The 23,671-nt window shown below is 46.5% G+C and carries 23 protein-coding genes and 1 riboswitch; of the genes, 6 read left to right on the plus strand and 17 right to left on the minus strand.

Going from position 1 to position 23,671, the window contains the following annotated elements; all coding sequences use genetic code 11:
* Nucleotides 1–10 precede the first annotated feature (10 nt).
* Complete coding sequence (locus ACUALS_RS13380) at nucleotides 11–691, minus strand: Dph6-related ATP pyrophosphatase (protein WP_454448509.1); 681 nt, start codon at nucleotides 689–691, stop codon at nucleotides 11–13.
* A 50-nt stretch (nucleotides 692–741) separates the two neighbouring features.
* Nucleotides 742–2,559: a TonB-dependent receptor domain-containing protein gene (locus ACUALS_RS13385; protein ID WP_454448510.1), complete on the minus strand. Its 1,818-nt coding sequence runs from the start codon at nucleotides 2,557–2,559 to the stop codon at nucleotides 742–744.
* A 54-nt stretch (nucleotides 2,560–2,613) separates the two neighbouring features.
* A riboswitch (cobalamin riboswitch) is annotated at nucleotides 2,614–2,811 on the minus strand.
* A 168-nt stretch (nucleotides 2,812–2,979) separates the two neighbouring features.
* Here ACUALS_RS13385 and trmA point away from each other — a divergent pair.
* Nucleotides 2,980–4,086, plus strand: a complete 1,107-nt coding sequence (gene trmA, locus ACUALS_RS13390; RefSeq protein WP_038216085.1) for a tRNA (uridine(54)-C5)-methyltransferase TrmA — start codon at nucleotides 2,980–2,982, stop codon at nucleotides 4,084–4,086.
* A gap of 63 nt (nucleotides 4,087–4,149) precedes the next feature.
* On the opposite strand, the gene ACUALS_RS13395 is transcribed toward trmA, so the two are convergent.
* Entirely contained in the window at nucleotides 4,150–4,536 is a 387-nt protein-coding gene (locus ACUALS_RS13395) for a YijD family membrane protein (protein WP_005476634.1), read from the minus strand.
* Complete coding sequence (gene fabR / locus ACUALS_RS13400; protein WP_005476630.1) at nucleotides 4,536–5,177, minus strand: HTH-type transcriptional repressor FabR; 642 nt, start codon at nucleotides 5,175–5,177, stop codon at nucleotides 4,536–4,538. The genes ACUALS_RS13395 and fabR overlap by 1 nt, the downstream gene beginning before the upstream one ends.
* A 285-nt stretch (nucleotides 5,178–5,462) precedes the next feature.
* Between fabR and sthA the strand changes: the two genes are divergently transcribed.
* On the plus strand, nucleotides 5,463–6,863 hold the full coding sequence (sthA, locus tag ACUALS_RS13405) for a Si-specific NAD(P)(+) transhydrogenase (protein ID WP_005476613.1): 1,401 nt from the start codon (nucleotides 5,463–5,465) through the stop codon (nucleotides 6,861–6,863).
* Between the two features lie 77 nt (nucleotides 6,864–6,940).
* Here the strand turns inward: sthA and fghA are convergent, their stop codons facing one another.
* From fghA to lexA, 5 genes are all read right to left on the minus strand, one after another.
* Nucleotides 6,941–7,780 carry an S-formylglutathione hydrolase gene (fghA, locus tag ACUALS_RS13410; RefSeq protein WP_454448511.1) on the minus strand — a complete coding sequence of 280 codons (840 nt, stop codon included), beginning with the start codon at nucleotides 7,778–7,780 and terminating at the stop codon, nucleotides 6,941–6,943.
* A 71-nt stretch (nucleotides 7,781–7,851) separates the two neighbouring features.
* Complete coding sequence (locus tag ACUALS_RS13415) at nucleotides 7,852–9,000, minus strand: S-(hydroxymethyl)glutathione dehydrogenase/class III alcohol dehydrogenase (protein ID WP_039481774.1); 1,149 nt, start codon at nucleotides 8,998–9,000, stop codon at nucleotides 7,852–7,854.
* A 211-nt stretch (nucleotides 9,001–9,211) separates the two neighbouring features.
* On the minus strand, nucleotides 9,212–10,483 hold the full coding sequence (gene dinF / locus ACUALS_RS13420) for an MATE family efflux transporter DinF (RefSeq protein ID WP_454449261.1): 1,272 nt from the start codon (nucleotides 10,481–10,483) through the stop codon (nucleotides 9,212–9,214).
* 107 nt (nucleotides 10,484–10,590) lie between these two features.
* Complete coding sequence (locus tag ACUALS_RS13425; RefSeq protein ID WP_038193436.1) at nucleotides 10,591–11,403, minus strand: class I SAM-dependent methyltransferase; 813 nt, start codon at nucleotides 11,401–11,403, stop codon at nucleotides 10,591–10,593.
* A gap of 87 nt (nucleotides 11,404–11,490) precedes the next feature.
* The gene (gene lexA, locus ACUALS_RS13430) at nucleotides 11,491–12,111 is read right to left on the minus strand and encodes a transcriptional repressor LexA (protein ID WP_005476617.1); all 621 of its coding nucleotides are present in this window, start codon (nucleotides 12,109–12,111) and stop codon (nucleotides 11,491–11,493) included.
* 439 nt (nucleotides 12,112–12,550) lie between these two features.
* On the opposite strand from lexA, the gene plsB reads away from it, so the two are divergent.
* Complete coding sequence (gene plsB / locus ACUALS_RS13435; RefSeq protein WP_454448512.1) at nucleotides 12,551–14,986, plus strand: glycerol-3-phosphate 1-O-acyltransferase PlsB; 2,436 nt, start codon at nucleotides 12,551–12,553, stop codon at nucleotides 14,984–14,986.
* 32 nt (nucleotides 14,987–15,018) lie between these two features.
* On the opposite strand, the gene ubiA is transcribed toward plsB, so the two are convergent.
* Nucleotides 15,019–15,873, minus strand: coding sequence for a 4-hydroxybenzoate octaprenyltransferase (gene ubiA, locus ACUALS_RS13440; RefSeq protein WP_038216093.1), 855 nt, complete (start codon nucleotides 15,871–15,873; stop codon nucleotides 15,019–15,021).
* Nucleotides 15,860–16,411, minus strand: a complete 552-nt coding sequence (locus ACUALS_RS13445; protein WP_005476626.1) for a chorismate lyase — start codon at nucleotides 16,409–16,411, stop codon at nucleotides 15,860–15,862. Before ACUALS_RS13445 ends, ubiA begins: the two co-directional genes overlap by 14 nt.
* A gap of 165 nt (nucleotides 16,412–16,576) precedes the next feature.
* Here ACUALS_RS13445 and ACUALS_RS13450 point away from each other — a divergent pair, with 165 nt between their 5' ends.
* Nucleotides 16,577–16,984, plus strand: a complete 408-nt coding sequence (locus tag ACUALS_RS13450; RefSeq protein WP_454448513.1) for a flagellar basal body-associated protein FliL — start codon at nucleotides 16,577–16,579, stop codon at nucleotides 16,982–16,984.
* Nucleotides 16,985–17,014: 30 nt separating this feature from the next.
* Here ACUALS_RS13450 and glpG read toward each other — a convergent pair whose 3' ends face one another.
* The 6 genes from glpG to ftsY form a co-directional block, all read right to left on the minus strand.
* On the minus strand, nucleotides 17,015–17,863 hold the full coding sequence (gene glpG, locus ACUALS_RS13455; protein ID WP_454448514.1) for a rhomboid family intramembrane serine protease GlpG: 849 nt from the start codon (nucleotides 17,861–17,863) through the stop codon (nucleotides 17,015–17,017).
* A 9-nt stretch (nucleotides 17,864–17,872) separates the two neighbouring features.
* Nucleotides 17,873–18,199, minus strand: a complete 327-nt coding sequence (glpE, locus tag ACUALS_RS13460; RefSeq protein ID WP_005476615.1) for a thiosulfate sulfurtransferase GlpE — start codon at nucleotides 18,197–18,199, stop codon at nucleotides 17,873–17,875.
* Between the two features lie 412 nt (nucleotides 18,200–18,611).
* On the minus strand, nucleotides 18,612–19,469 hold the full coding sequence (gene rpoH, locus ACUALS_RS13465) for an RNA polymerase sigma factor RpoH (RefSeq protein ID WP_038140594.1): 858 nt from the start codon (nucleotides 19,467–19,469) through the stop codon (nucleotides 18,612–18,614).
* Nucleotides 19,470–19,636: 167 nt separating this feature from the next.
* Nucleotides 19,637–20,605 (minus strand): permease-like cell division protein FtsX, encoded by a 969-nt coding sequence (gene ftsX / locus ACUALS_RS13470; protein WP_005475599.1) that lies wholly within the window; start codon nucleotides 20,603–20,605, stop codon nucleotides 19,637–19,639.
* Nucleotides 20,595–21,269 carry a cell division ATP-binding protein FtsE gene (ftsE, locus tag ACUALS_RS13475; RefSeq protein WP_005475644.1) on the minus strand — a complete coding sequence of 225 codons (675 nt, stop codon included), beginning with the start codon at nucleotides 21,267–21,269 and terminating at the stop codon, nucleotides 20,595–20,597. Before ftsE ends, ftsX begins: the two co-directional genes overlap by 11 nt.
* Nucleotides 21,270–21,357: 88 nt before the next feature.
* Nucleotides 21,358–22,566 (minus strand): signal recognition particle-docking protein FtsY, encoded by a 1,209-nt coding sequence (gene ftsY / locus ACUALS_RS13480; RefSeq protein WP_454448515.1) that lies wholly within the window; start codon nucleotides 22,564–22,566, stop codon nucleotides 21,358–21,360.
* 212 nt (nucleotides 22,567–22,778) lie between these two features.
* Here ftsY and rsmD point away from each other — a divergent pair, with 212 nt between their 5' ends.
* Both rsmD and ACUALS_RS13490 read left to right on the plus strand, forming a co-directional pair.
* Complete coding sequence (rsmD, locus tag ACUALS_RS13485) at nucleotides 22,779–23,381, plus strand: 16S rRNA (guanine(966)-N(2))-methyltransferase RsmD (RefSeq protein WP_454448516.1); 603 nt, start codon at nucleotides 22,779–22,781, stop codon at nucleotides 23,379–23,381.
* 10 nt (nucleotides 23,382–23,391) lie between these two features.
* A complete protein-coding gene (locus ACUALS_RS13490) occupies nucleotides 23,392–23,658 on the plus strand; it encodes a DUF1145 domain-containing protein (protein WP_005475595.1) in 267 nt (88 codons plus the stop codon).
* The last annotated feature ends 13 nt before the right edge of the window (nucleotides 23,659–23,671 follow it).

The following is a 23,671-nucleotide window of genomic DNA, read 5'->3' on the forward strand; positions in this document are numbered from 1 at the left end:
GCAATCATACTCAGTTCGGCGCTTTTGGCAATCTCTTGGCCGTATAACGTTGATATGAGAAGCGTCCATCACTATCCATATGCGTAGGCGTTACCTCGATACAACCTTGATAACTTCGAGTCTGCGTCACTAAGGTATGGAATTCTCCATTTTCACCACAAGGATCGACGTTATCAGGAAGTGCTGTTAGAAACTCTTGGCTATACCACTGACCGCAAAACTGCTGACTCAGAGCGTTACCATCAGTGGTAACAACAAGGGTCTTTATTCCTCGCTGAAGAATTTCTTGCGCCAGTTTTTCACTCTCCTCCCCCATTAAGGGGAATAAACACTGCCAGCCAGCAGGTTCGATATAGCTACGGCGATAATCAGCAATGCCATTGCAGAACATGTCACCAAACGCAACAGCATCTATTTCTATCCCACTCGCCTTCAAGCTTTCAACAATTCGTGACTGGTATACTTCATTGGGAGGAAAGGTTTCTGGTAGTTCAACTTTAATCAAAGGCAGTTGCAGTAATTGGGCCTGCATATCCAACACATGAAGAGGCGTTGCTTGGAAAGGCACTTCATCTTTCACATAGGTAGTATAGAGGGCGACCACATTAAACTCTGGGTTATCTCGAAGCCTCTCCAGTACTAAGGTCGAATCTTTTCCGCTCGACCAACTGATGATGACGTTGTTTTTCATACTGTTTATCTATCGGTAAGAAAAAACCGCCCGAAGGCGGTTTTAAGTACTTAGAATTGGTAAGTTAGGTTAGCAAAGTAGCGACGCTCTGGTGCGTTGTAACTTAACGTTGTTTGATACTTCTCATTGGTTAAGTTGTCGACACGTGCTCGAACAACGAGATCTTGAGATACCCAATACCCAACAGAGGCATCCCACAAACTCACAGATGGCAGCTCATTTTTCGGGTCGCTCACTTCTTTAGGATTGCCCAACCGCTCTCCTGTATAGGTATAAGTCAGATTAAAATCGAAATCTTCGTAAGATGCATCCAGTAACCATTTGTAGTTTTCATCCGCACGCTTAGCGAGCTTATTACCACCTGAATCTTGGTGGTCTTTGAACTCGGCAACAAGCGTATGGTGAATAAAGCCCGTATTGAATGTTCCGCTAATTTCAAGGCCACGTAATTCTGCGTCCACATTCTCTGGGTACCACCAAGGAGAACCTTCGTACCATATGATAAGGTTATCGACATCATTGTCGTAAGCGGTAACATCCAAAGTGAACAACTCAAACTCGCCCGTGTATCCGATTTCACGACTGAGCGCTTCTTCTGGTTTCAAATCTGAGTTGTTAGTTAAGTCGGAGTAACTCGGCGCTTTAAAGGAAGTGCCCAGTGCGGCTCTTAAAGAGTGAGCTTGCGTCAGGTGATAGCGGGTTCCTAGCGACCAAGTAACATGGTTATCGTAAGTATCGTGCTTATCATTACGAACACTACCCGTAAGTTGTAAGTCTCCAAACTGAACATCAGTAGAAAGATACACGCCCGTTGTATTACGAGACTCTCCCGCTAATTTATCTGGGTTTCCATAACTTAGCGCATCATCATCCAACTTTTCTCTGCGCCAATCGGCACCGCCGCCAACCGTAAAGTTTTCAGAAACCGTATATTGATTAAGAAATTGCAGGTTCGTCAGAGAAATCTTCTTCTCAGTACCTGCATTATCTTTACCTTGAGCCTGAGAGTAGTTTAGGTTTTCAATAGCTTGTTGGTTGGCTCGAAACGTCGAACTGAGTTTGTCACCGTGATATTGAACATCCGCAGTAATACTCAAGTTTTCTGAATAACCGTAGTTTTTACCGCCTGAATCATATTCAGTTAAACTGTCATACCAACGAACCGATGCAGAGCCTGAGAACTGCTCGTTGAATGCCTGAGAATAGGAAGCAAACAAGTTTTGGCTTTCATACCCATAATCTAAGCCCGTTGCTGGATCTTTAATATCAAAACCATCGGTCTCTTCAAAACCACCAGCGAGTTTTAAAATGCCGCCGTTAGCAAATGCGCGCGTCGTCGAGAAATTCGCTTCTTTTTGAGCATCGCTTCCTGCGCCCAAAGAGACAACTGTGCCTTCATTTGATTCACTTGAAGAGGTAATGACGTTAATCACACCAGCGATTGCATCAGACCCGTAAAGGGCGCCACCAGGGCCTTTGATGACTTCTACACGCTCGATAATGCCAACAGGGATATGGTTAAAACTAATCCCACCAGCCGCAGAATTGATACGTACGCCGTCAACCAAAAACAAAACTTGATTGCTATTAAAGCCACGGATAAATACGGAGGCAGAGTGACCACGGCCGCCACTTTGAGAAACTTCAACGCCTGGTACTCGCTTTAATACGTCAACCAGAGACTTAGCTTGAATCGCTTCAATTTCTTGCTTTGAAACAACCGTCGTTGAAGTGATAACTTCACTAAGAGGCTGCTCAAAACGATTCGCTGTGATCACAATTGTCTCATCAACCGAGACATCTTGGGCAATGGAATAGGTAGAGGGAAGCAGCGATGCCATAGCCATCGCTAAAATAGATCGGTTCATTTTTTTGTCCTAAATCGCGTAAATCCTACCGAGCTTGAAGCGTTTGCTTCCAGTGATTGAGCTCAGCTGCTGGCAGGTATTCGGACTTAAGAGCTGTTAGCCTAGTGCCTCGACTTCCCGCATATTCCTCTATGCAGTGTCTATTGAGGGGTCGTTCTCTTTTACCGCTGCGCGTCAGTTCTGGAGTTACACCAGATTCCCTTATTTCAGCCATCTATACATCCAGATAGCACCAGCTTGGGGCCGATGTTATTCAGCTATTGATATTTTGTCTAGTTAAGATTGGTATAAGCTATAGTTTTTACAGCAGGTTAGTGTCGTGATTACGAACCAACACTGGACATCAAGCGGGGATTGAATAAAATCTGCGCTCTCAAATAAAACGCACTAAGCACAGGCAATAACCCAAAGGTAATAATCATGGCTACTCTTGATGTAAACCCACAACGCTACCAAGAACAACTGGCAGAAAAAGTTGAGCGCCTTACCGAAATGTTCGCTCCTTACAACGTGCCAGAATTGGAAGTGTTTGAATCTCCAGAGCAGCACTACCGTATGCGAGCAGAGTTCCGTGTTTGGCATGAAGGTGAAGACCTTTACTACATCATGTTCAATCAAGAGACTCGAGAAAAGTACCGCGTCGATCAATTCCCTGCGGCGAGCCGTTTAATCAACGATCTCATGCCTTTGCTCGTTGATGCAATGAAAGACAACGATTCACTGCGTCGTAAACTGTTCCAAGTTGACTTCCTCTCTACACTGAGCGGTGAAATCTTGGTGTCTCTTCTTTACCATCGCCAGCTCGATGATGAGTGGACTAAGAATGCTAAAGCGCTTAAGCAACGGTTAAATGACGAAGGCTTCAACCTTAATATTATCGGCCGTGCGCGTAAGATGAAGATTGTTCTCGACCGTGATTACGTGATCGAAAAGCTGGATGTGAATGGCAAGCCTTACATCTACCAGCAAGTTGAAAACAGCTTCACTCAACCAAACGGTAAAGTCGCTGAGAAGATGCTGGAGTGGGCGGTCGACTGCACTCAAGACAGCCAAGGTGATCTACTGGAGCTTTACTGCGGTAACGGCAACTTCTCTCTTGCGCTGGCGCAAAACTTTGAGCGCGTGTTAGCCACCGAGCTCGCTAAGCCTTCGGTTATCTCGGCGCAATACAATATTGCAGCCAACAAGATCGACAACGTGCAAATTCTGCGCCTTTCTGCTGAAGAATTTACCGAAGCGATTGAAGGCAAACGCGAATTCCGTCGCCTAAAAGATGCGGGCGTAGATCTTAAGAGTTACAACTGCAACACGATTTTTGTCGATCCACCACGTGCAGGTATGGACATTGACACGTGTAAGATGGTGCAAGGCTATGAGCGTATCTTATACATCTCATGTAACCCAGAAACCTTAAAAGAAAACTTAGACGTTTTGAGTGAAACACACAACGTGACTCGCTTTGCTCTGTTCGACCAGTTCCCATTTACCCACCACATGGAAGCGGGTGTGATGCTAGAGCGTAAATAGGCGCTTTGCTGAAACAAAAAACGAGCCATTTAGGCTCGTTTTTTTATATCTAGAATCGACTCACTATGACTCCGCTTTTGCTGTTGTCGGAGTTAGAAAACCCAGTTTCTTCGCAACCCATAGCAGCAAGCCCAGCGTGATGAAGATCGCTAGCATATTTGAACCCGCATCTGGGTACTGAGCCTTGATAAAGGCCGAGTGACCGAATGCACCCACAAAGAAACACGCTAGGCCCACTAACGGGATATCTTCTGATACAGGTTTACTTAGATACTCTTGGTACAGAGTCTGAACTGCTAGTACTAGAGCAATGAGTGGAAAAATTGAGAAAGAAACTTGGCTCATTGTTAGCCAAGACAGCATTGCGTCCCCACACATACCCGCAACAAGTGCCAGCACTAGGGTTTTCTTCTCAGAACCACGATTAACTTGGTTTGTTTCGTTCGACATTAATCTATCCCACCTTTTAATCGGTTACGTTCACGTTCTTTGCGATACCAATAAGCCCCTTTGGCCATCATTCGCAACTGCATAATTAGACGCTCGGCAAGTTCGTCGCGTTCACGTCCTTCTAAATCTAAAGCTTCTGCGCCAGAGTTAAAGACCAAGGTAACCGATGCTTCGGCTTGAGTGAAAGCTTCTTCACGGGTCATCCCTGTACCAATAAGGTACTCCGTTAACTCAGCTGAAAAATGTTGAATTTCTCTCGCAACTGCGGCACGAAACTCGGCAGAGGTGCCAGAGCGCTCACGCAGCAATAAACGAAAGACGTTGGGGCTACTTTCGATAAACTCCATAAAGGTTTCTACCGATGTGCGAATCACACTGCCCTCTTTAACAATGCGCTGGCGAGCCTGACGCATTAATTGACGAAGCAATAAACCGCCTTCGTCTACCATAGTTAACCCGAGCTCATCCATATCTTTGAAATGGCGATAGAATGAGGTGGGGGCGATTCCCGCTTCTCGTGCGACTTCTCGTAAACTGAGGTTAGAGAAACTTCGATCTGCACAGAGCTGACTAAAGGCGGCATCAATCAATGAACGACGCGTTTTCTCTTTCTGCTGTGCGCGGATTCCCATGGATTTCATAACTACGGATCTTTTTCTTATTTTGGTAGCCTTTAATATACAACGATTGACTTAGGGAGATAACCCAAAAATCTCGCTCTGTGACTACCGAGGGCAATTAAACCCAGTTCCACTCAATTTTCAATCTTTTCGAGTTCAATTAGAGATATACCGCATTCCTTTCTCAGATTTGAACGAATCTACGTGATCTCACCGACTCTCTAGTCGGCTGGTAGTGTACGCATTAACGGAATCAGTTAAAATCTCGCTACAGCAATGTTAAGACTATATAACAAGGAAAAAACTATGGCGGAGAGCAACCACTTTGATGTAATCGTAATTGGTAGTGGTCCCGGCGGTGAAGGGGCAGCGATGGGGTTAACCAAAGCGGGATTGAATGTTGCCATTGTCGAGAAAGAAAGCAGTGTGGGGGGCGGCTGTACCCACTGGGGCACCATTCCATCAAAAGCATTACGCCATGCAGTGAGCCGTATCATCGAGTTCAACAATAATCCGTTATTTTGTCATAACAACACCAGCCTACATTCGACCTTTTCAAACATTCTTGGTCACGCTAAATCAGTCATCGATAAACAGACTCGACTGCGCCAAGGATTTTACGACCGAAACCAATGCTCTTTGATTTTTGGTACTGCGCGCTTTATTGATAAGTACACCATAGCGGTCATGCAAAGTGACGGTACTGAAGAGACTTACAGTGCCGATCGATTCGTAATTGCCACTGGCTCTCGCCCTTACCAGCCCGCCGATGTGGACTTCATGCACGAGCGCATTTATGACAGTGACTCCATTCTGAGCCTTAAGCACGACCCGCGACATATCATCATTTATGGCGCAGGCGTTATCGGTTGTGAGTATGCGTCTATTTTCCGCGGATTGGGGGTGAAAACGGATTTAATCAACACCCGCGATCGTCTCCTGGCTTTCCTAGATAACGAAGTCTCAGATGCCCTTTCTTACCACTTCTGGAACAGTGGCGTTGTCATTCGCAATGATGAAACTTACGAGAAAATCGAAGGCACCGAAGATGGCGTAATCGTCCATCTTGAATCGGGTAAAAAAATGCGTGCCGATTGCATCTTGTACGCCAACGGCCGAACCGGTAACACAGACAAACTCAATTTATCAGCGGTAGGCTTAGAAGCGGACTCTCGTGGCCAGCTAAAAGTCGATGGCAACTACCAAACTGAAGTCGAGCACGTCTATGCCGTGGGCGATGTGATTGGCTACCCTAGCTTAGCAAGTGCGGCGTATGATCAAGGTCGCTTCGTGGCACAAGCCATTACCAAAGGTAAGGCTGATGGGAATTTGATTGATGATATTCCAACCGGGATTTACACCATTCCAGAGATCAGTTCAGTGGGTAAAACCGAGCAAGAGCTCACTGCCGCTAAAGTCCCTTACGAAGTGGGCCGTTCATCGTTCAAACACCTTGCGCGAGCCCAGATCGCAGGCAAAGACATAGGCAGTTTGAAGATTCTTTTCCACCGCGAAACCAAGGAAATTCTGGGCATTCACTGCTTTGGTGAACGCGCTGCGGAAATCATTCACATCGGTCAGGCTATTATGGAGCAAAAGGGTGAAGCGAATACCATCGAATACTTTGTTAACACGACCTTTAACTACCCGACGATGGCGGAAGCTTACCGTGTTGCGGCATTGAATGGATTAAATCGCCTGTTTTAAGGTTTTAAAAGCTCAAACCTGAACAAAGCCGCACTTCCATTGAAGGGCGGCTTTTCTATATCTGCGACCTGTGACACTTACTGATTTAAGTAAGCCGCATGAAACTGCAAATGGTCATCAATGAAGCTAGAGATAAAGTAATAACTGTGGTCGTAGCCGGGCTGCATCCGCACTTGCACCTCAGAATCGTGCGCCTTCGCAGCCGCAATCAATGCTTCTGGCTTTAATTGCTCAACCAGAAAGCCGTCTGCCTCACCTTGATCGACTAAAATCGGTAGCCTCGCTTGAGCCTGTTTCAAAAGCTCACTTGCGTCGTACTCCTTCCACGCCTCAAAATCACTCCCTAAGTAAGCGTTGAATGCTTTTTGCCCCCAAGGACATTGCATTGGATTACTGATCGGACTGAACGCAGAGATAGAACGGTAAGCATTAGGATTTTTAAGCCCAATGGTAAGCGCACCATGCCCACCCATGCTGTGACCCGAGATAGATTTGACGGTCGATACGGGGAAATTTGCTTCAATCAACGCTGGGAGCTCTTCGGTGACATAGTCGTACATATGATAATGACGAGACCAAGGCTCCTGTATGGCATTCAAATAAAAGCCTGCACCTTGCCCCAAATCGTAGCCGTCATCATCCGCGACATCGCTACCACGCGGGCTAGTATCTGGAGCAACAATCGCAATCCCCAACTCTGCCGCCTTACGAAATGCGCCTGCTTTCTGCATGAAGTTTTCATCCGTGCAGGTCAATCCCGATAACCAGTATAGAACTGGAACAGGCTGCGCCTTAGATGCATTAGGCGGTAGAAAAATCGCAAAGCGCATATCGCAATTGAGACGAATTGATGTATGTATGTATTGTTTATGCCAACCACCGAATACTTTGGCTTGGCTAATGTTTTCTATGGTCATGTCCACCTCAAGGGTTCATTCGACAATAAAAAGAAACGCCCGTATTTAAGGGCGTTACCTTTAAAAAGTGATTACTTATCCATGTGAAGAACAGTACGGATAGATTCACCTTTGTGCATCAATTCGAATGCTTCATTTACGTCTTGTAGACCCATGGTATGCGTGATGAATTCTTGCAGACCAAACTCACCCGCCATGTAACGGTTTACAATTTCAGGGAGCTCTGAACGGCCTTTAACGCCACCGAAAGCAGAGCCACGCCATACGCGTCCTGTCACAAGCTGGAATGGACGAGTCGAGATCTCTTGACCTGCCCCGGCAACACCAATGATGACTGACTCACCCCAACCTTTATGGCAGCACTCCAGCGCTTGACGCATCACGTTGACGTTACCGATACACTCAAACGAGTAATCAACGCCGCCGTCAGTCATCTCTACGATGACTTCTTGAATTGGCTTATCAAATTGCTGTGGATTAATCACATCAGTTGCGCCAAGTTGCTTCGCAAGATCGAACTTGCTCTCGTTGATATCGATACCGATGATGCGGCTCGCTCCAGCCATACGTGCACCGATGATCGCCGACAAGCCAATACCGCCTAAGCCGAAAATGGCTACGGTATCACCTTGCTCAACTTTTGCCGTGTTAAGCACCGCACCCATACCCGTCGTCACACCACAACCTAGAAGACAAACTTCTTCCAGTGGCGCTTCTTTGTTTACTTTCGCTAGTGAGATTTCTGGTAGTACCGTGTACTCAGAGAAAGTAGAACACCCCATGTAGTGGAATATGGTCTCACCGTTGACAGAGAAACGGCTTGTGCCATCTGGCATCAGACCTTTACCTTGAGTTTCGCGCACGGCCTGGCAAAGATTCGTCTTACCCGACTTACAGAATTTACACTCGCCACATTCTGCGGTGTAAAGAGGAATAACATGATCACCGACTTCAACGCTTGTCACACCCTCACCCACCATTTCGACGATACCGCCACCTTCGTGACCAAGAATCGATGGGAAGATTCCTTCTGGATCCTCACCCGATAAGGTAAATGCGTCAGTATGACAAACGCCTGTCGCAACAATACGAACAAGCACTTCGCCAGCTTTCGGAAGTTGTACATCGACCTCTTCCATTTTTAGCGGCTCGCCAGCAGCCCATGCAACCATTGCTTTGGATTTGATATGAGTTTGACCCGGTTTAAGTTCAAGTGCCATTGGAGTTTCCTTCAAATAGGGAGTTAGGATGACGTAATAAGCGTAGTCGAGCTTTCGTCTTACTTCTGCGTCGTTGTATGGCGCTTATTTTAGGCACTTATCCAACAATGATAATCCGTGCAACCTGCAAATCATTATTACCTATTTGTAATAATCGTTACGATGGACAAAAAACCGAGTCCTAAGACTCGGCCATTTCTACGCAATAGGGCTATACGAGGAACTGCTCTCTTCGCCACTGGCTAAATAATACCACCCCTAAAGTGATGCCTCTCATCGCCATGAAACTCAGCATTGCCATCCATAAAGAGTGATTACCTAAGTCGCTCGCAAAATAAAAGATAGCGAAGAAACTGCAGGTCGATACAAACATACTGTTGCGCATCTCTTTCCCTTTAGTGGCACCAATAAAAATGCCATCCAGCAGAAAGCACCACATCGAAACAAGCGGCATCGCCACCAGCCATGGTAGATACTCCAGCGCCATCGCATGCACTTGTTGAATGTCCGTGATCACACTGATCAAGCGCGATCCAAACATAGCAAACACCAGGGTGAGTAACGTGCAAATCACCAAGCTCCAAAAGAAGGTCCCGATCAATGAGTCACTGAGTTGTTGCCTGTCTTTAGCACCAATGGCTTTACCAACCATCGCCTCCATCGCGTAGGCAAAACCATCCATGCCATAAGAAATCATCATCAGAAAGCTCATCAATACCGCATTGGCAGCAACAATCTCATCGCCAAAACTTGCACCTTGAAAGGTCATAAAGGTGAAAGTCATTTGCAGGCACAGTGAGCGCAAAAAAATGTCGCGGTTAAGTTTTACAAATCGACTCAGACCGTTGGTGGTATCTTTAATTAACCCAAGTATTGGTGGCAAATTATCTTTATGCCACTTGCGCCATACACACCACAGACCAAAGCTCATCCCAGTATAATCTGCGATCACAGACGCCAGAGCTGCGCCCTCGACTTTCCAACCAAAACCAATGACAAAGAGAACATCCAACGCAATATTCGTGACATTGGAAATGATCACCATCCACATTGGCGCTTTGGCATTTTGTGTTCCAAGCAGCCAACCAAGCAGAACAAAGTTAGCCAATGCCGCAGGAGCACTCCACGCACGAATAGAAAAGTATTGCTGGCCATAGTGCTTGACTTGGTCACTGGCGCTGCTGAAAGAAAACACCCAATCAGCAATCAATTGATGAAACAAGAGGAAAACAGTCGCAAAGCCGAGCGCCATCAGCATGCCTTGGCTAAACACTAAACCAAGCTGATGCTTGCTACCCGCTCCGTATGATTGCGCCGCAAGCCCCGTAGTCGACATACGTAAAAAGCCGAGTAACCAAAAGGTCACACTGATCATAGTGCTTCCCAGCGCCACACCACCGAGATACCAAGCGTGGTCAAGGTGACCGATCACCGCAGCATCGACCAAGCCCAACAGCGGAACGGTAATGTTAGAGAGAACCATAGGAATCGCGAGCAGTAACACTTGCTTGTGTACATCGCGATTAGAGAGAGTCTGAAATAATTGCACGTCGCCACTCGAATAAAGATTGAATGGCAAGTGTAACGGGATCACCAGCGAAGCTGAACTAATACCGGTGTGAGTCGCTGCTTAAGTGGATGCAATTTTGTGAGCCATCGTTGCCATAACTTCCAACGGCCACAATCTCGCTCTAGAGGAGAATAAGTTTTTACCCAGCGAGACCAAGGTAAGTAGTTAAGCATCGCTTGGTTAGGGTTACTGTAGCCATGCGCATAGTGACCAGCCCCCATTTTTTGACCTAATTTAGACGCGCTTAAGTCCCCTGCCAGCACCACGCAAGCTCTAGCACTATCAAAGTGACAGCCAAGCGCTTGGACGAACTTAGCCACTTCTCGCTCAGTGCAATCAAGTAACGCGTGTTCACAAACGATCATAACCGGGGTTTTATCTGGGATAGGTAAAGATTCGAGCCAAGTGAGGTCGCTGACACTGCCACAGACATGATGATAGCGCTCACTTTTATGAAACAGCTTTTGCCGCCAGAGCAAGTTTTCTGTCACATCGAGTTCTAACCAATGGCAGCGACCGTTATCAACGCGGTAAAAACGAGTATCTAAACCCGCACCGACGTTAATAATCCAGCCATCTGGGTTGCGCTTAATGAAGGCTGAGACTTGTTGGTCACACAGTTGCGTTAGGGTAACGTGGAGGAGTTGCTTTTGGTCAATATCACCAGAAAAGCATTCGGGAGCAAGATGACAACGTTGGCAAGCTCGTGCTGCAATAGGATCGTAAACCAATCCATTATCGACCAAACTTTCACGGCTGCGAAGCCACAAAGGCTGCAATAAATTTGCCGGGATTTGATAGCGATGCTGAGCTAAATTTTGATTCGCCGCCATTATCATCTTCCTTCCATAGCAAGAGAGAAGATGATAATGAATATCAATTACAAAATCAACAAGTGAGAATTAATCTCATCTTTTGAGTTACATCCAATCGGTATTTCGGATGATGCCTACAGCTAAACCTTCAATCGACAGGTGCTGAGAAGTTAAATCCACCTTGATCGGTTCAAACTCTTCGTTCTCAGCATGAAGCAAGACTGTAGAACCTTTGCGCTCAAGGCGCTTAACCGTCACATCTTCATCAACGCGAGCTACAACCACTTGACCATCACGCACATCTTGCGTTTTGTGCACGGCTAATAAGTCACCGTCCATAATGCCGATATCTTTCATACTCTCGCCATTTACACGCAGCAGAAAGTCAGCTTGAGGTTTAAACATGCTAGGATCGACTTGATAGTGCGTTTCAACATGTTCTTGAGCCAAGATGGGTTCACCTGCAGCGACTTGACCGATTAGCGGCAAGCCTTGCTCATCATTGGCGGCATCTTCAAGTAGGATGCGGATCCCGCGTGAAGCGCCAGGAATTATTTCTATCGCTTCTTTACGAGCAAGCGCTTTTAAATGTTCCTCAGCGGCATTTGCTGAGCGGAAGCCAAGCTCACGTGCAATCTCAGCGCGTGTCGGAGGCATACCGGTGTCATCAATTTTACTTTTGATTAGATCAAATACTTGTTGCTGGCGTGGCGTTAACGGCTTCATAAGTCACCTGTCTTTTTATACAGTTAACTGTGAGTATATCCAGTAATCTTTTAAATGAAAAGCAAATTGATTGTTTTTTGAATAGCTTACCCATCACGGCAATTTTTCCACAGACCGAGACTCGCCTTCTCGCACGCCAACGCAACATGACCGAGCCTTACGTACGTTTAAACTCATTGACTCAACTCATACCGGATAAGAGGCTTAGCCAAGCAGGCTGTTTCACTTTTTACTTTACCGACATCAAAGTGAACAAATTCGTCGGATGAATAGATTTGGCGAAAATTGACGTTTTACTGGTCAATTTTAAGTAAAAGGTTCGACCAGTTTCTGATATCCTTGCTGGCTAAAAATATCCGCTTGGGCGCATCCCCACTTCTATACTTGAGAATTGGAAATGCGCTTATGCTATTTATCTATTTTGAGGCTCAGAAGCTTTATGTCTTCCGGACAATCATTTTCTCGTTCTTTACTAAAACTGCCACTGTCAGTTTTGGTAAAGGGGACAGCTATTCCTGCCAACCCGATTGATGATCTCAGTATCGACATCAATAAACCGATCATCTATGCACTGCCGTACCGTTCAAACGTTGACTTAATCACACTGCAAAAAAAGGTGGTGGAGTTAGGACTCCCTGACCCGTTTGAATCCGTGGAAATCAACGGTAAATCATTCAAGCGCTTTGTGTTCACTTCTTCCCGTGAAACCGTGATGAACAGTGACCAGGACGTACCTAACGAGTCGATCGCACAATTTTCGGACTTACTCGAACAGCACAAACTGGATTCAGAGCTCGATGTGCAAGTGATTCCGACAACCGTTTTATGGGGTCGTAAACCAGGTAAAGAGTCGCAGCAGAAACCTTACTTGCAGTCACTCAACGGCCCTCAAAAAGCCAAAGCCGTTATTTTGTCAGGTCGCGACTGCCTAGTGCGTATCAGCCCTGTTGTATCACTTCGATATATGGCGGACTCTCACGGCACCGATACGTCTATCGCACACAAACTCGCGCGCGTTGCACGCATACACTTTTCCCGTCAAAAGCTGGCGGCATCAGGGCCAAACCTGCCGAGTCGTCAGGCTCTGTTCAAACGCCTGATGAAATCAGAAGCGATCGAACAAGCCATTCTCGACGAAGCTAACTCGAAAGACATTCCGATCGAGAAAGCGCGTAAAGAAGCCCATGCCATCATGGATGAGATCGCCGCAGACTTTTCTTACTCGCTGATTAAAAACGGTGAGCGCATCTTAGGTTGGTTATGGAATCGTATCTACCAAGGCTTAAACATCACCAATGCTTCTACGGTGCGTAAGCTTGCGCAAGATGGCCATGAGATTGTTTATGTTCCGTGTCATCGTAGTCACATGGATTACCTTCTTCTGTCCTACGTGCTCTACCGTGAAGGGATGGTTCCTCCGCACATTGCTGCGGGCATCAACTTGAACTTCTTCCCAGCGGGACCGATTTTCCGCCGTGGTGGTGCGTTCTTTATTCGTCGTAGCTTCAAAGGCAATAAACTCTACTCAACGATTTTCCGCGAATACTTAGCAGAGCTGTTTGCCAAAGGCTACTCGGTTGAGTACTTCAGTGAAGGAGGCCGCTCACGAACAGGTCGCCTACTGCAAGCCAAAACGGGCATGCTCGCGATGACCATTCAAGCCATGCTGCGCGGTTTAAACCGTCCTGTCACCTTGGTTCCGGTCTATATTGGCTACGAACACGTGATGGAAGTGGGCACTTACGCTAAAGAGCTTCGCGGCAAACGCAAAGAGAAAGAGAATGCGGGGTTAGTGCTGCGCACAATTCGCAAGCTGCGCAATTTTGGCCAAGGTTACGTAAACTTTGGTGAGCCTATTCCGCTAAACCAATACCTTAATGAGAAAGCACCAGAGTGGAGCAAAGATATCGATCCTATGGGTAGCACTAAGCCTCAGTGGCTTAACCCTGTGGTGAATGACTTAGCGACCAAGATGATGACTCATATTAACGATGCGGCGGCGGCCAACGCGCTGACCTTATGTGCAACAGCCTTGCTTGCATCTCGTCAACGCGCATTGTCCCGCGACAGCTTGGTCAATCAAATTGATTGTTACTTATCGCTGCTGAAAAATGTGCCTTACTCGTCGACTTACACGGTACCGAGTGAAGATGCGGAAGCGCTGGTGAAACACGCAGAGTCACTGGATAAATTCCTGATTGAGTCAGACTCGATGGGCGATATTATTTCTCTCGATCGTAACCAATCGATCTTGATGACTTACTACCGCAACAACATCATCCACTTGTTAGCGTTACCATCGCTGATTGCTCAAATGCTCGTGCGCCAGCAACAACTGTCTCTTGAGCAGATCAAAACCAACGTGGCATTAGTTTACCCATTCCTCAAACAGGAGCTCTTCCTAAGTATTGAGGAAGAAAAACTAGGCGAGATGACAGAAGCCTACATCGAAGAATTGGCTCGTCAAGGCGCAGTGACAGTAGACGCAGAGCAAAATGTCGCGATTCGCCAAGCCAATACGCAAGTGCTGGTTCTGCTCGGTCGTACCATTACTGAAACTCTTCAGCGCTACTCTATTGCTCTGAACTTGTTGGTTGCCAACCCAGAATTGGGTAAATCGGATCTAGAGCAGAAGAGCCAAGATATCGCTCAGCGCTTGGGTCGCTTACATGGTATCAACGCACCTGAGTTCTTTGATAAAGGGGTGTTCTCATCAATGTTCAGCACCTTGAAGCAGCAAGCTTACCTCGATATCGATGGCAACTGTGACAAACAGCGATGCCAGACATTGGCGAAGCTGCTTTACTCTATGCTTTACCCAGAAGTGAAGTTGACCATCAAAGAGAGTATCTGTCAGACGACAGAACAGAAATAAACAAAAAGGGCATCTCGATGATGCCCTTTCTTTTAAATAAAGGCGATTAGCAATCCAATCGCGATAACCATGCCGACATAATTATTGTTGAGGAAAGCTCGAAAGCACAGCTCTCGTTCACGATGACGAATCAGGTGCTGCTGGAAAACAAACAAGGCACCTGCAATTAACAAGCTCCAATAGAAACTAGCCCCCAATTGATACCAAACGCCGAGGTAAATCAGCATGGCCAAGGTGATCAATTGCAAAACACCGATCACCATCTTGTCGAAACGACCAAATAGAATCGCTGTGGATTTAATCCCAATTTTCAAGTCGTCGTCGCGATCCACCATGGCATACTGCGTGTCATAAGCGATGGTCCATAGCGCATTAATGGCAAAGACAAACCAAACCACCATTGGCAGCTCATTTGCTTGCGCCGCCCAAGCCATCGGAATCGACCAACTAAAAGCCAAACCCAAAAATAGCTGAGGCAGATGAGTAAAGCGCTTCATAAATGGATAGATAAATGCCAGCACTATCCCCGCAAAAGAGAGCGCAATGGTGAGCGGATTCATGGTTAGCACTAACAAGAAAGAAGCAACACCCAAGATGATAAACAGCGTGATCGCTTCTTTGGAAGTAACCCGCCCTGAAGGTAATGGTCTTTGACTAGTACGCTTAACATGACCATCTACTTTTCTGTCAGCAAAGTCATTAATTACGCACCCAGCGGCACGCATAAACACAACACCTAAAATAAACACCACTAGCACTTTAGGATCGGGCACCCCTTGCGCGGCGATGATCAATGCCCACAAGGTCGGCCAAAGCAGAAGCAAGGTGCCAATTGGCTTATCCATCCGCATCAATTGCCAATACGCCTGAGCCTTACTCGCCGTCATGCCATTTCTCCTTGGTGTACATTGGCGCTGTGGGTAAAAAGAGTTCCGCAACCAACATAGGTTTATGATTCATCCATAATCTTGAGCGACGCGCGAGCATGTCACCTTGTGGTGTGTTTGCCCACCCGACTTGTAACGCATCTCGCTTAACATTATCTGCGCTGAACACCGTCAAACCCAAAGGGATCTCCCCTTGCTGTGCGAGGTCATGTTGTTGATCTTCCATTGAGGAAAGCGGAATTAAGGTCCGACCCAACACCCAAGCCTCTCCGTCACCATTTAATACTACCTTACGTAGCAAACAGGGCTCTTGGTTCAACAAGTCAACTTCTTGATGATTCAGCTTCTCCGCTTTCACAATTTTGTTGTGGACAAGGTCAACCGTTAGACCGTCGCAATAGGAGCTGAGCAAACGTGACAATGAGCCCTGTTCCAGCAGCCACTGCTTGGAAATCGCGTCGGGAAAGTTAAACTCAGCCGGTTCTTGCCAGCTTACTTGGCGCAATGCAGATAAATAGAGCGCAATCAATTGATTCATACTAGTATTCAATAAGTAGCCTTATCGGCGTACAATAAAGCTTCGATCTGAAGTGTTAACCACCACATCGAGTACTTAACGCATTTTTATTACAAACAGATGCTCCATTGTAACAAGACTCTGGCGATTCGAGTATCGTGATTGGAAGAAAGAAAAGTTATAAATATGATTAAACGTTACCTAGCCCAAATATTTGTCGCATGGACACTGTTGATGAGTCTTCCGACACTCGCTGAGGAAGAAGGGGTTCCAAAGCTCGCGTACTTTACACTCGAACCGGATCTAACGACCAACTTTTACACCAAGGGCAAAAAGCTCGGCTACATTCAAGTGCGCATCGATATTATGGTTGCAGCGGAAACCGACTTGGCCATTATTGAGTTGCACCAGCCACTGATTCGAGATGCCGTCATTGAGCTATTGGGTCAACAGTCAGAAGACACCATCACTTCGCTCGCCGGTCGTGAAGACTTACGTAAATCGTTAGTCGAGCAGCTAAACTCCATCCTACTGCCTGAAACAGGGAAAACGGTCATCGCAGACCTTCTCTTTACCAAGTATCTCTATCAGTAGCGAGCGAGTCAAAAGACGATAAAAAAGCGGCTAACTGCCGCTTTTTTGATGTTTGTTGTAACGCTCCGCATCCAGTAATCCGATTGCTACCCCTGCCAGTAATCCTGCCAGGTGTGCGGTATTGGCGATGGCCATAAATGGCTGAACAAAACCGAGTACGATCCAGACCAACATAAACCCAATCACAGGCTTTGGCATACTTAAACCCAATTGCGGGGCTTTGTACCCTATCATCCAAAGATAACCAACCAAGGCATAAACCACACCTGACAAGCCACCAAAGTTAGCGCCTTCTACCCAGTATTGACCCGCGCCAGATAATGCTGCTGACACCACAAACAATTGAAGAAGTTTGCCAGAACCCAAGCGCTGCTCAATATCGCCCCCCAACTGCCACCACCACAGTAAGTTGAAGGCGATGTGCATTACCGAAAAATGGAGTACTGCGTGACTCATCCAGCGCCACAGTTGCCACTCTTGTCCCGCAAACGCAGGAAAATGGAGCGCAGCAAAGACCGCATCCCCGGCCCCCAACTGTTGCATGGTAAAGATAACCACACAAATCAGCATGATGGCTAAAGTCATTGGCCCCGCTTTGGCTTTGATCATCGCCAGCATGCTCGGCGAGCGATAGGTAAACTGGTTGGTTCGTGATTCGGCCATATCCCATGACGCCGCTTGATATTTGGCATCATTAGGATTAGCCAAGAAGTGATTGAGCTCGGATTCGGCTTCAACTTGGTGTTCAGGATTACTCAACCACAAAGCAAACTGACCTCCTCCCTCAGGCATCATCTTAATATCGATCTGGCGAGAAGCCATATAATCGATAAAGGCTTGTGCCATTCTTGGGTTTGTTAATGAGATCAGTCTGACCATAACATCTTCCTAGTTCATGTTGGATTCAATCGGCAAGTTGGCACGCTGCCAAGCTTCAAAGCCGCCATCCACACTATACACCTGCTCAAAGCCTTGGTTAACCAAATACTGTGCTGCGCCTTGGCTACTGATACCGTGATAGCACATCACCAATACAGGCTGTTCGAACTCCACATCATTCATAAACTGGACAATGCTGTCGTTGGTAAGGTGATAAGCAGACTGTGGATGCGCGACAGCAAAGGATTGCGGATCTCGAATATCCACCAAGCGCGCTTCTCCTTGCTCTAGTAGGGCTTGCGCGCCCGCCACATCGATATGTTTAAACTGGTCCATTGACTTTCTCTTTAGGGAATTATTATTTGCTGCCATTGTAACCTATCCAGTGCTCAACAAGTACACGAGGTTAATAAGGTTATCCACTGGCGTTTGTTTGTTAACCATCTGTGGATAATTTTGTGGATTACGTTGATAAAGTATGATTCTAGAAATGGATCCACTATATGTAGTGATGATCCTTATTTAAATGTGTGTAAAAGTAAAAGTATCCCCACCAGGCGATTGCTCTCTGTGCCTTTATTCACCCTGCTTTCTGACATCTAGCAAAGAAATTTACCACAGAGTTACCCACAGGAAGGTCTGGCTATTTTCGATCCAAATCTTCCCTCAATCGGTGCAATTTTCGATCGGCAATAAAAAAGCCGAGATCATTTGATCTCGGCTTTTCTGAATCTTGCGCTATGTGGGGTTAAAAATCACCGACCGCCACTTTCAGCTTCTTCATCGCATTCTTTTCTAACTGACGAATGCGCTCTGCAGATACGCTGTAGGTCTCAGCTAATTCTTGCAGCGTCGCTTTGTTGTCGTCCAACCAACGAGAACGGACAATGTGTTGGCTACGCTCATCCAAACTCGCCAAAGCTAAGCTCAAACGATTGTTAGTGTGCGCTTCCCAGTTTGCCGCTTCAACGTTGTCAGCCACATCTGACGCTTTATCTTCCAAATAAAGTACTGGGGCTGTGTACGACGTACCAGTATCGTCATCGTCCGCTTGCATTTCAAATGTCGAGTCTTGCGCTGCTAAGCGAGACTCCATTTCGCGAACCTCTGAAGGCTCAACGCCAAGCTCTTTTGCAACAGTTTCAACTTCACCGTTGTTAAACCAACCTAGACGCTTTTTCGACTTACGCAGGTTGAAGAACAATTTACGCTGAGCTTTGGTCGTGGCAATTTTCACGATACGCCAGTTACGCAAAACGTACTCATGAATTTCGGCTTTGATCCAATGAACAGCAAATGACACAAGACGAACACCTACCTCTGGATTAAAGCGTTTTACGGCTTTCATCAGGCCGATGTTACCCTCTTGTACTAAGTCTGCCATTGGCAAACCGTAACCAGAATAACCACGAGCAACGTGCACAACGAAACGCAAGTGCGAAAGGATAAGTCCTTTAGCCGCCTCGATTTCACCGTCGTAATGCAGTTTCTCTGCGAGTTCACGTTCCTCGTCAGCAGTCAGCATTGGGTAGCTGTTTACTTTGCGGATGTAGCTGTCCAAGCTATCTTGTGTAACTACAGCCATTGGGTACGCTTGGTTAGTCATTCAATTCCTCATCAATCTCTGATCTGGAGTCATTTTTAACCCGATAATCTTGAACCTAAAATGAACAGGTTTCAAGCAAGGGAAAGTAATTATGCATAAACAAATTGTTTACACAAGTAAAAGTACACGGTAGCGTCTACTTTTTCAAATAGTAGGACACGCTGAAATTAAACTGGTTCAATTTCTTTTAGATGACGTTGCGCAGACACTTTCGCAGCTAGGCATCCAATGAAAGTTCCCAGCATTAAAAGCAGTAAGCTTTCATCCCAGCTCAGCCCAATGAGTCTGAAGCGGCTATCATAAAGTAAAGCCAATTGCTCGACACTGCTGTTCAGTAAAACTGTGATAATCGCCGTTAAAATCCACGCAGACAGCGCACCTAACAAGCCAAACCACATACCTGAATACAAGTAAGGGCGCAAAATAAAGCCATTGGTTGCGCCAATCAGTTTCATGGTTTGAATCTCTTCTTTATTGGCTAATACGTTGAACCTTAGCGTATTGCCCACAATGAGAAATACCGAACCCAACATCAATAACGACAGCGTAATCACAATGCCGCTGACTAAGTTTTTGATTGCGTCAAGGCGCGTTAGCCAATCTTCATCCATCCGAACATCAGTAATATCTTCTTCCGCGCGGATTAGGCTAGCGAGCTCTTTCACCTTGGCTTTCTCTTCCATGCTCGGAGTGATTACTAACACCCCTGGCAAGGCGTAATCATCCAACAACGAGATTGCTTGTTCAAAGCCTGAATACTCACTCAAATCATTAAGACCTTGCTGCGGCGAAATATATTGCACGGCCGCGACTTCTTTCATGCTCTCAAGATTATCTTTCAAAATCATGATGCGAGCTTCTGGTGTGCTTTCCGCAATATAGCCACTGATTTGAGAAGGGCTGGTGACATGTGACGAAGCCACTGACAGGTTTTTACCAAGCAAATAGAGCGCCGATGGCAGCGCCAAAGCCATAGAGATCACAGCAAGCGTAAGAAGATTGCCCAATGGTCGCTCGGTGAACTCCAATAAAGAGGCTTTTGCTTGCTTGAAATGAATGGTCAGAAAACCATCGCGCTTGACTCGATTCACCGTTCGCGCTTTGGTTGCTTTGCGGTTACGGGTGTTACTGGCCATAATCTTCAACCTCGCTCAAAAAGCCTTGGTTCAGTTCAAGGTGACGATATTGTGGGCGAGTATTCACTAACCCAATATCATGCGTGGCTAGAAGAATCGTCACGCCGGCGCGGTTAAACTCTTCAAGTAATTTCAATACGCGACTCGACAGCTCTGGGTCTAAATTACCCGTAGGCTCATCAGCCAATAACAAGGTAGGGCGATTGACCACCGCGCGAGCAATACCCACACGCTGCTGCTCACCACCAGATAACTGGCTAGGAAGACACTTAGCTTTGTCCAGCAGGCCCGTCTTATCCAGAGCGGCATTCACTCTGCGCTTTATTTCGTGCTCGGAGATCGACTCAATGCGCATTGGCAGCGCGACGTTGTCATATACAGGGCGATCCATCAGCAAGCGGTGGTCTTGGAAAACAATACCGATGTTACGACGTAAAAATGGGATATCTTTATTGGGAATACGTGTAATGTCGTGATCGTTGAAGTAAATCTTCCCATCCGTTGGGCGCTCAATCGCACAGATCAATTTAAGCAAGGTGCTTTTGCCCGCACCAGAATGACCACCTAAAAAGGCCATTTCTCCACGACGCAGATGAAAGTCGACTTTTTGCAGCGCTTGACGACCACCACGATACGCTTTACTGACTTGCTGAAACTTTATCACCCGTAATTCCTCTTACGAACTTTTCTACTTTCGTGATTCCCAATCCATAAAAGTGACCGTTCATTGGTCACTTTTATGGAGCAGACAGTTAGTCTTCGCGACTAAACAAAGCGTCGATAAACTCTTGGGTTTCAAATGGGCGTAAATCGTCGATGCCTTCACCGACTCCAATGTAGCGGATTGGGATCTGGAATTGGTCTGCCAACGCGAAAATAACGCCACCTTTCGCCGTACCGTCTAGCTTAGTCAGAGTGATACCGGTAAGCGGCGCAACGTCGCTAAACAGCTTCGCTTGGCTAATCGCGTTTTGCCCAGTACCCGCATCCAAGGTCAACATGATTTCATGTGGCGCTGAACCATCCACTTTCTGCATCACTCGAACAATCTTACGCAGCTCTTCCATCAAGTTCGATTTGTTTTGTAGGCGACCCGCGGTATCCGCAATCACCACATCCACGCCTTTTGCTTTGGCTGACTCAATAGCATCATAAATGACAGAAGCACTGTCTGCTCCCGTGTGCTGAGCAACAACCGGGACATTATTACGTTCACCCCAAACTTGCAGCTGTTCAACGGCCGCGGCGCGGAAAGTATCACCTGCGGCAAGCATCACTTTCTTACCTTCAGCTTGGAACTGTTTTGCTAGCTTACCGATTGTCGTAGTCTTACCAACACCGTTCACACCGACCATCAAGATCACGTATGGCGTTTTTGACGTATCCACTTCGAGCGGCTTTTCTACTGTCGATAAGATTTCCGCCATCTCTTCTTTCAGTAGACCATATAGGGCTTCACCATCTTTGAATTCTTGGCGCGACGCTTTTTCCGTCAGGCTATCGATGATCTTGGTCGTGGTATCCATACCAACATCAGCAATCAAGAGCTGCTCTTCTAACTCTTCAAACAGGTCATCATCGATCTGTTTTCCTTTGAACAAGCCAAAGAAACCGGCGCCAATATTGGCTTTCGTGCGTGCAAGGCTGCGCTTTAGTCGTGCGAAAAAGCTTTCCGTTGGCTTTTCTTGCTCTACTACGCGAGGCTCTTGCGGTTCCGGCTGCTCATCAACTGGAGCCTCTTCAACTATTGCTTCTGCTTCTGCTTCTGCTTCTGCTTCTGCTTCTGCTTCTGCTTCTGCTAGTTTAGTGTTCTCTTCCTGAGGCGCGTCTTCAATAGGTTGCGTCTCTTCGGCAACAACGTCACTTTCTACTTGTTGTTTCTCATCAACCGGTTGTTTTGCCTGGTCATCATCACCAAAGCCAAGCCAAGAAAGTAATCCGCGCTTCTTTTTTTCCGTCATCTGGGGCTATCCTAGATTGTCTTATATTTACTCTGTGACTCTTTTCTCTTGGGATTATCCCAAACAAGAAAAGAAAAATGACAACAGAGTGAAAAGTTTCCAGCGTATTGGCGATGGGGTACACTCTGTCATCAATGAATTTTGGGCTGTACTCAGGGCTTAATTGCTGAGCGACTGGGTATAGTATCACTTTATTAGCGGTCAAAAAATCTATGGTAAGACGTCGCCATCAAAACACATCACAAAAAAAGCCATCCACAGGCTTCGTTCGTATCATTAGTGGCTTATGGAGAGGTCGAAAGCTGCCTGTCCATGATGCAGAAGGATTACGCCCAACGACCGATCGCGTTAAAGAAACCCTCTTTAACTGGATCGCGCAAGATGTACCCAAAGCCAAATGTTTGGATTTGTTTGCAGGTTCTGGTGGCCTGAGTTTTGAATCAGCGTCTCGTCAAGCAGAGCATGTGACCATGGTAGAGCTCAATACCGCGGCATTTAAACAGCTCAAACAAAACATCGCCGCATTAAAAGCCACCAATATTAGCGCGCACAACACCGATGCATTGAGCTTTCTAAAGCAGCCAGGAACGCCGCATCACGTGGTTTTTATTGATCCTCCGTTTCGTAAAGGATTACTCGACGAAACCGTAATCTTGCTGGAGCAGAACAATTGGCTGGCGGAAGGCGCGATGATTTATATTGAAACAGAAAAAGAGTTGGCATTGGAGTCGATTCCGGCACACTGGCAACTGTATCGAGAAAAGACGGCTGGCCAAGTGTGCTACCGACTATTTGAGCGACAACAAGACTCGTAAGGACGTCGTCATGAAAGCATTACTATTACTCGCCAAAGCGGCTATTGGCTTTGTTTGGTTTATTTTGGTTCTCAACATTTTTATGCCCTTTCCAGGCAATGCCGCTATCGCGCTTTATATTATGGCGGCGTTCCTGTTATTCATGCACGGACTGCAAATGCTGATATTCATCGGTGCGTTTGGAGATAAGATCGCCATGAGCAAATGGGAAAAATGGTCGATTCTTATTTTTGGTATCTTTGCCTTGCTCGATATCCGACGTAAATACATGTCCTAAAAACCAAAAATGC

It is taken from the genome of Vibrio sp. NH-7 (genome assembly GCF_053643215.1).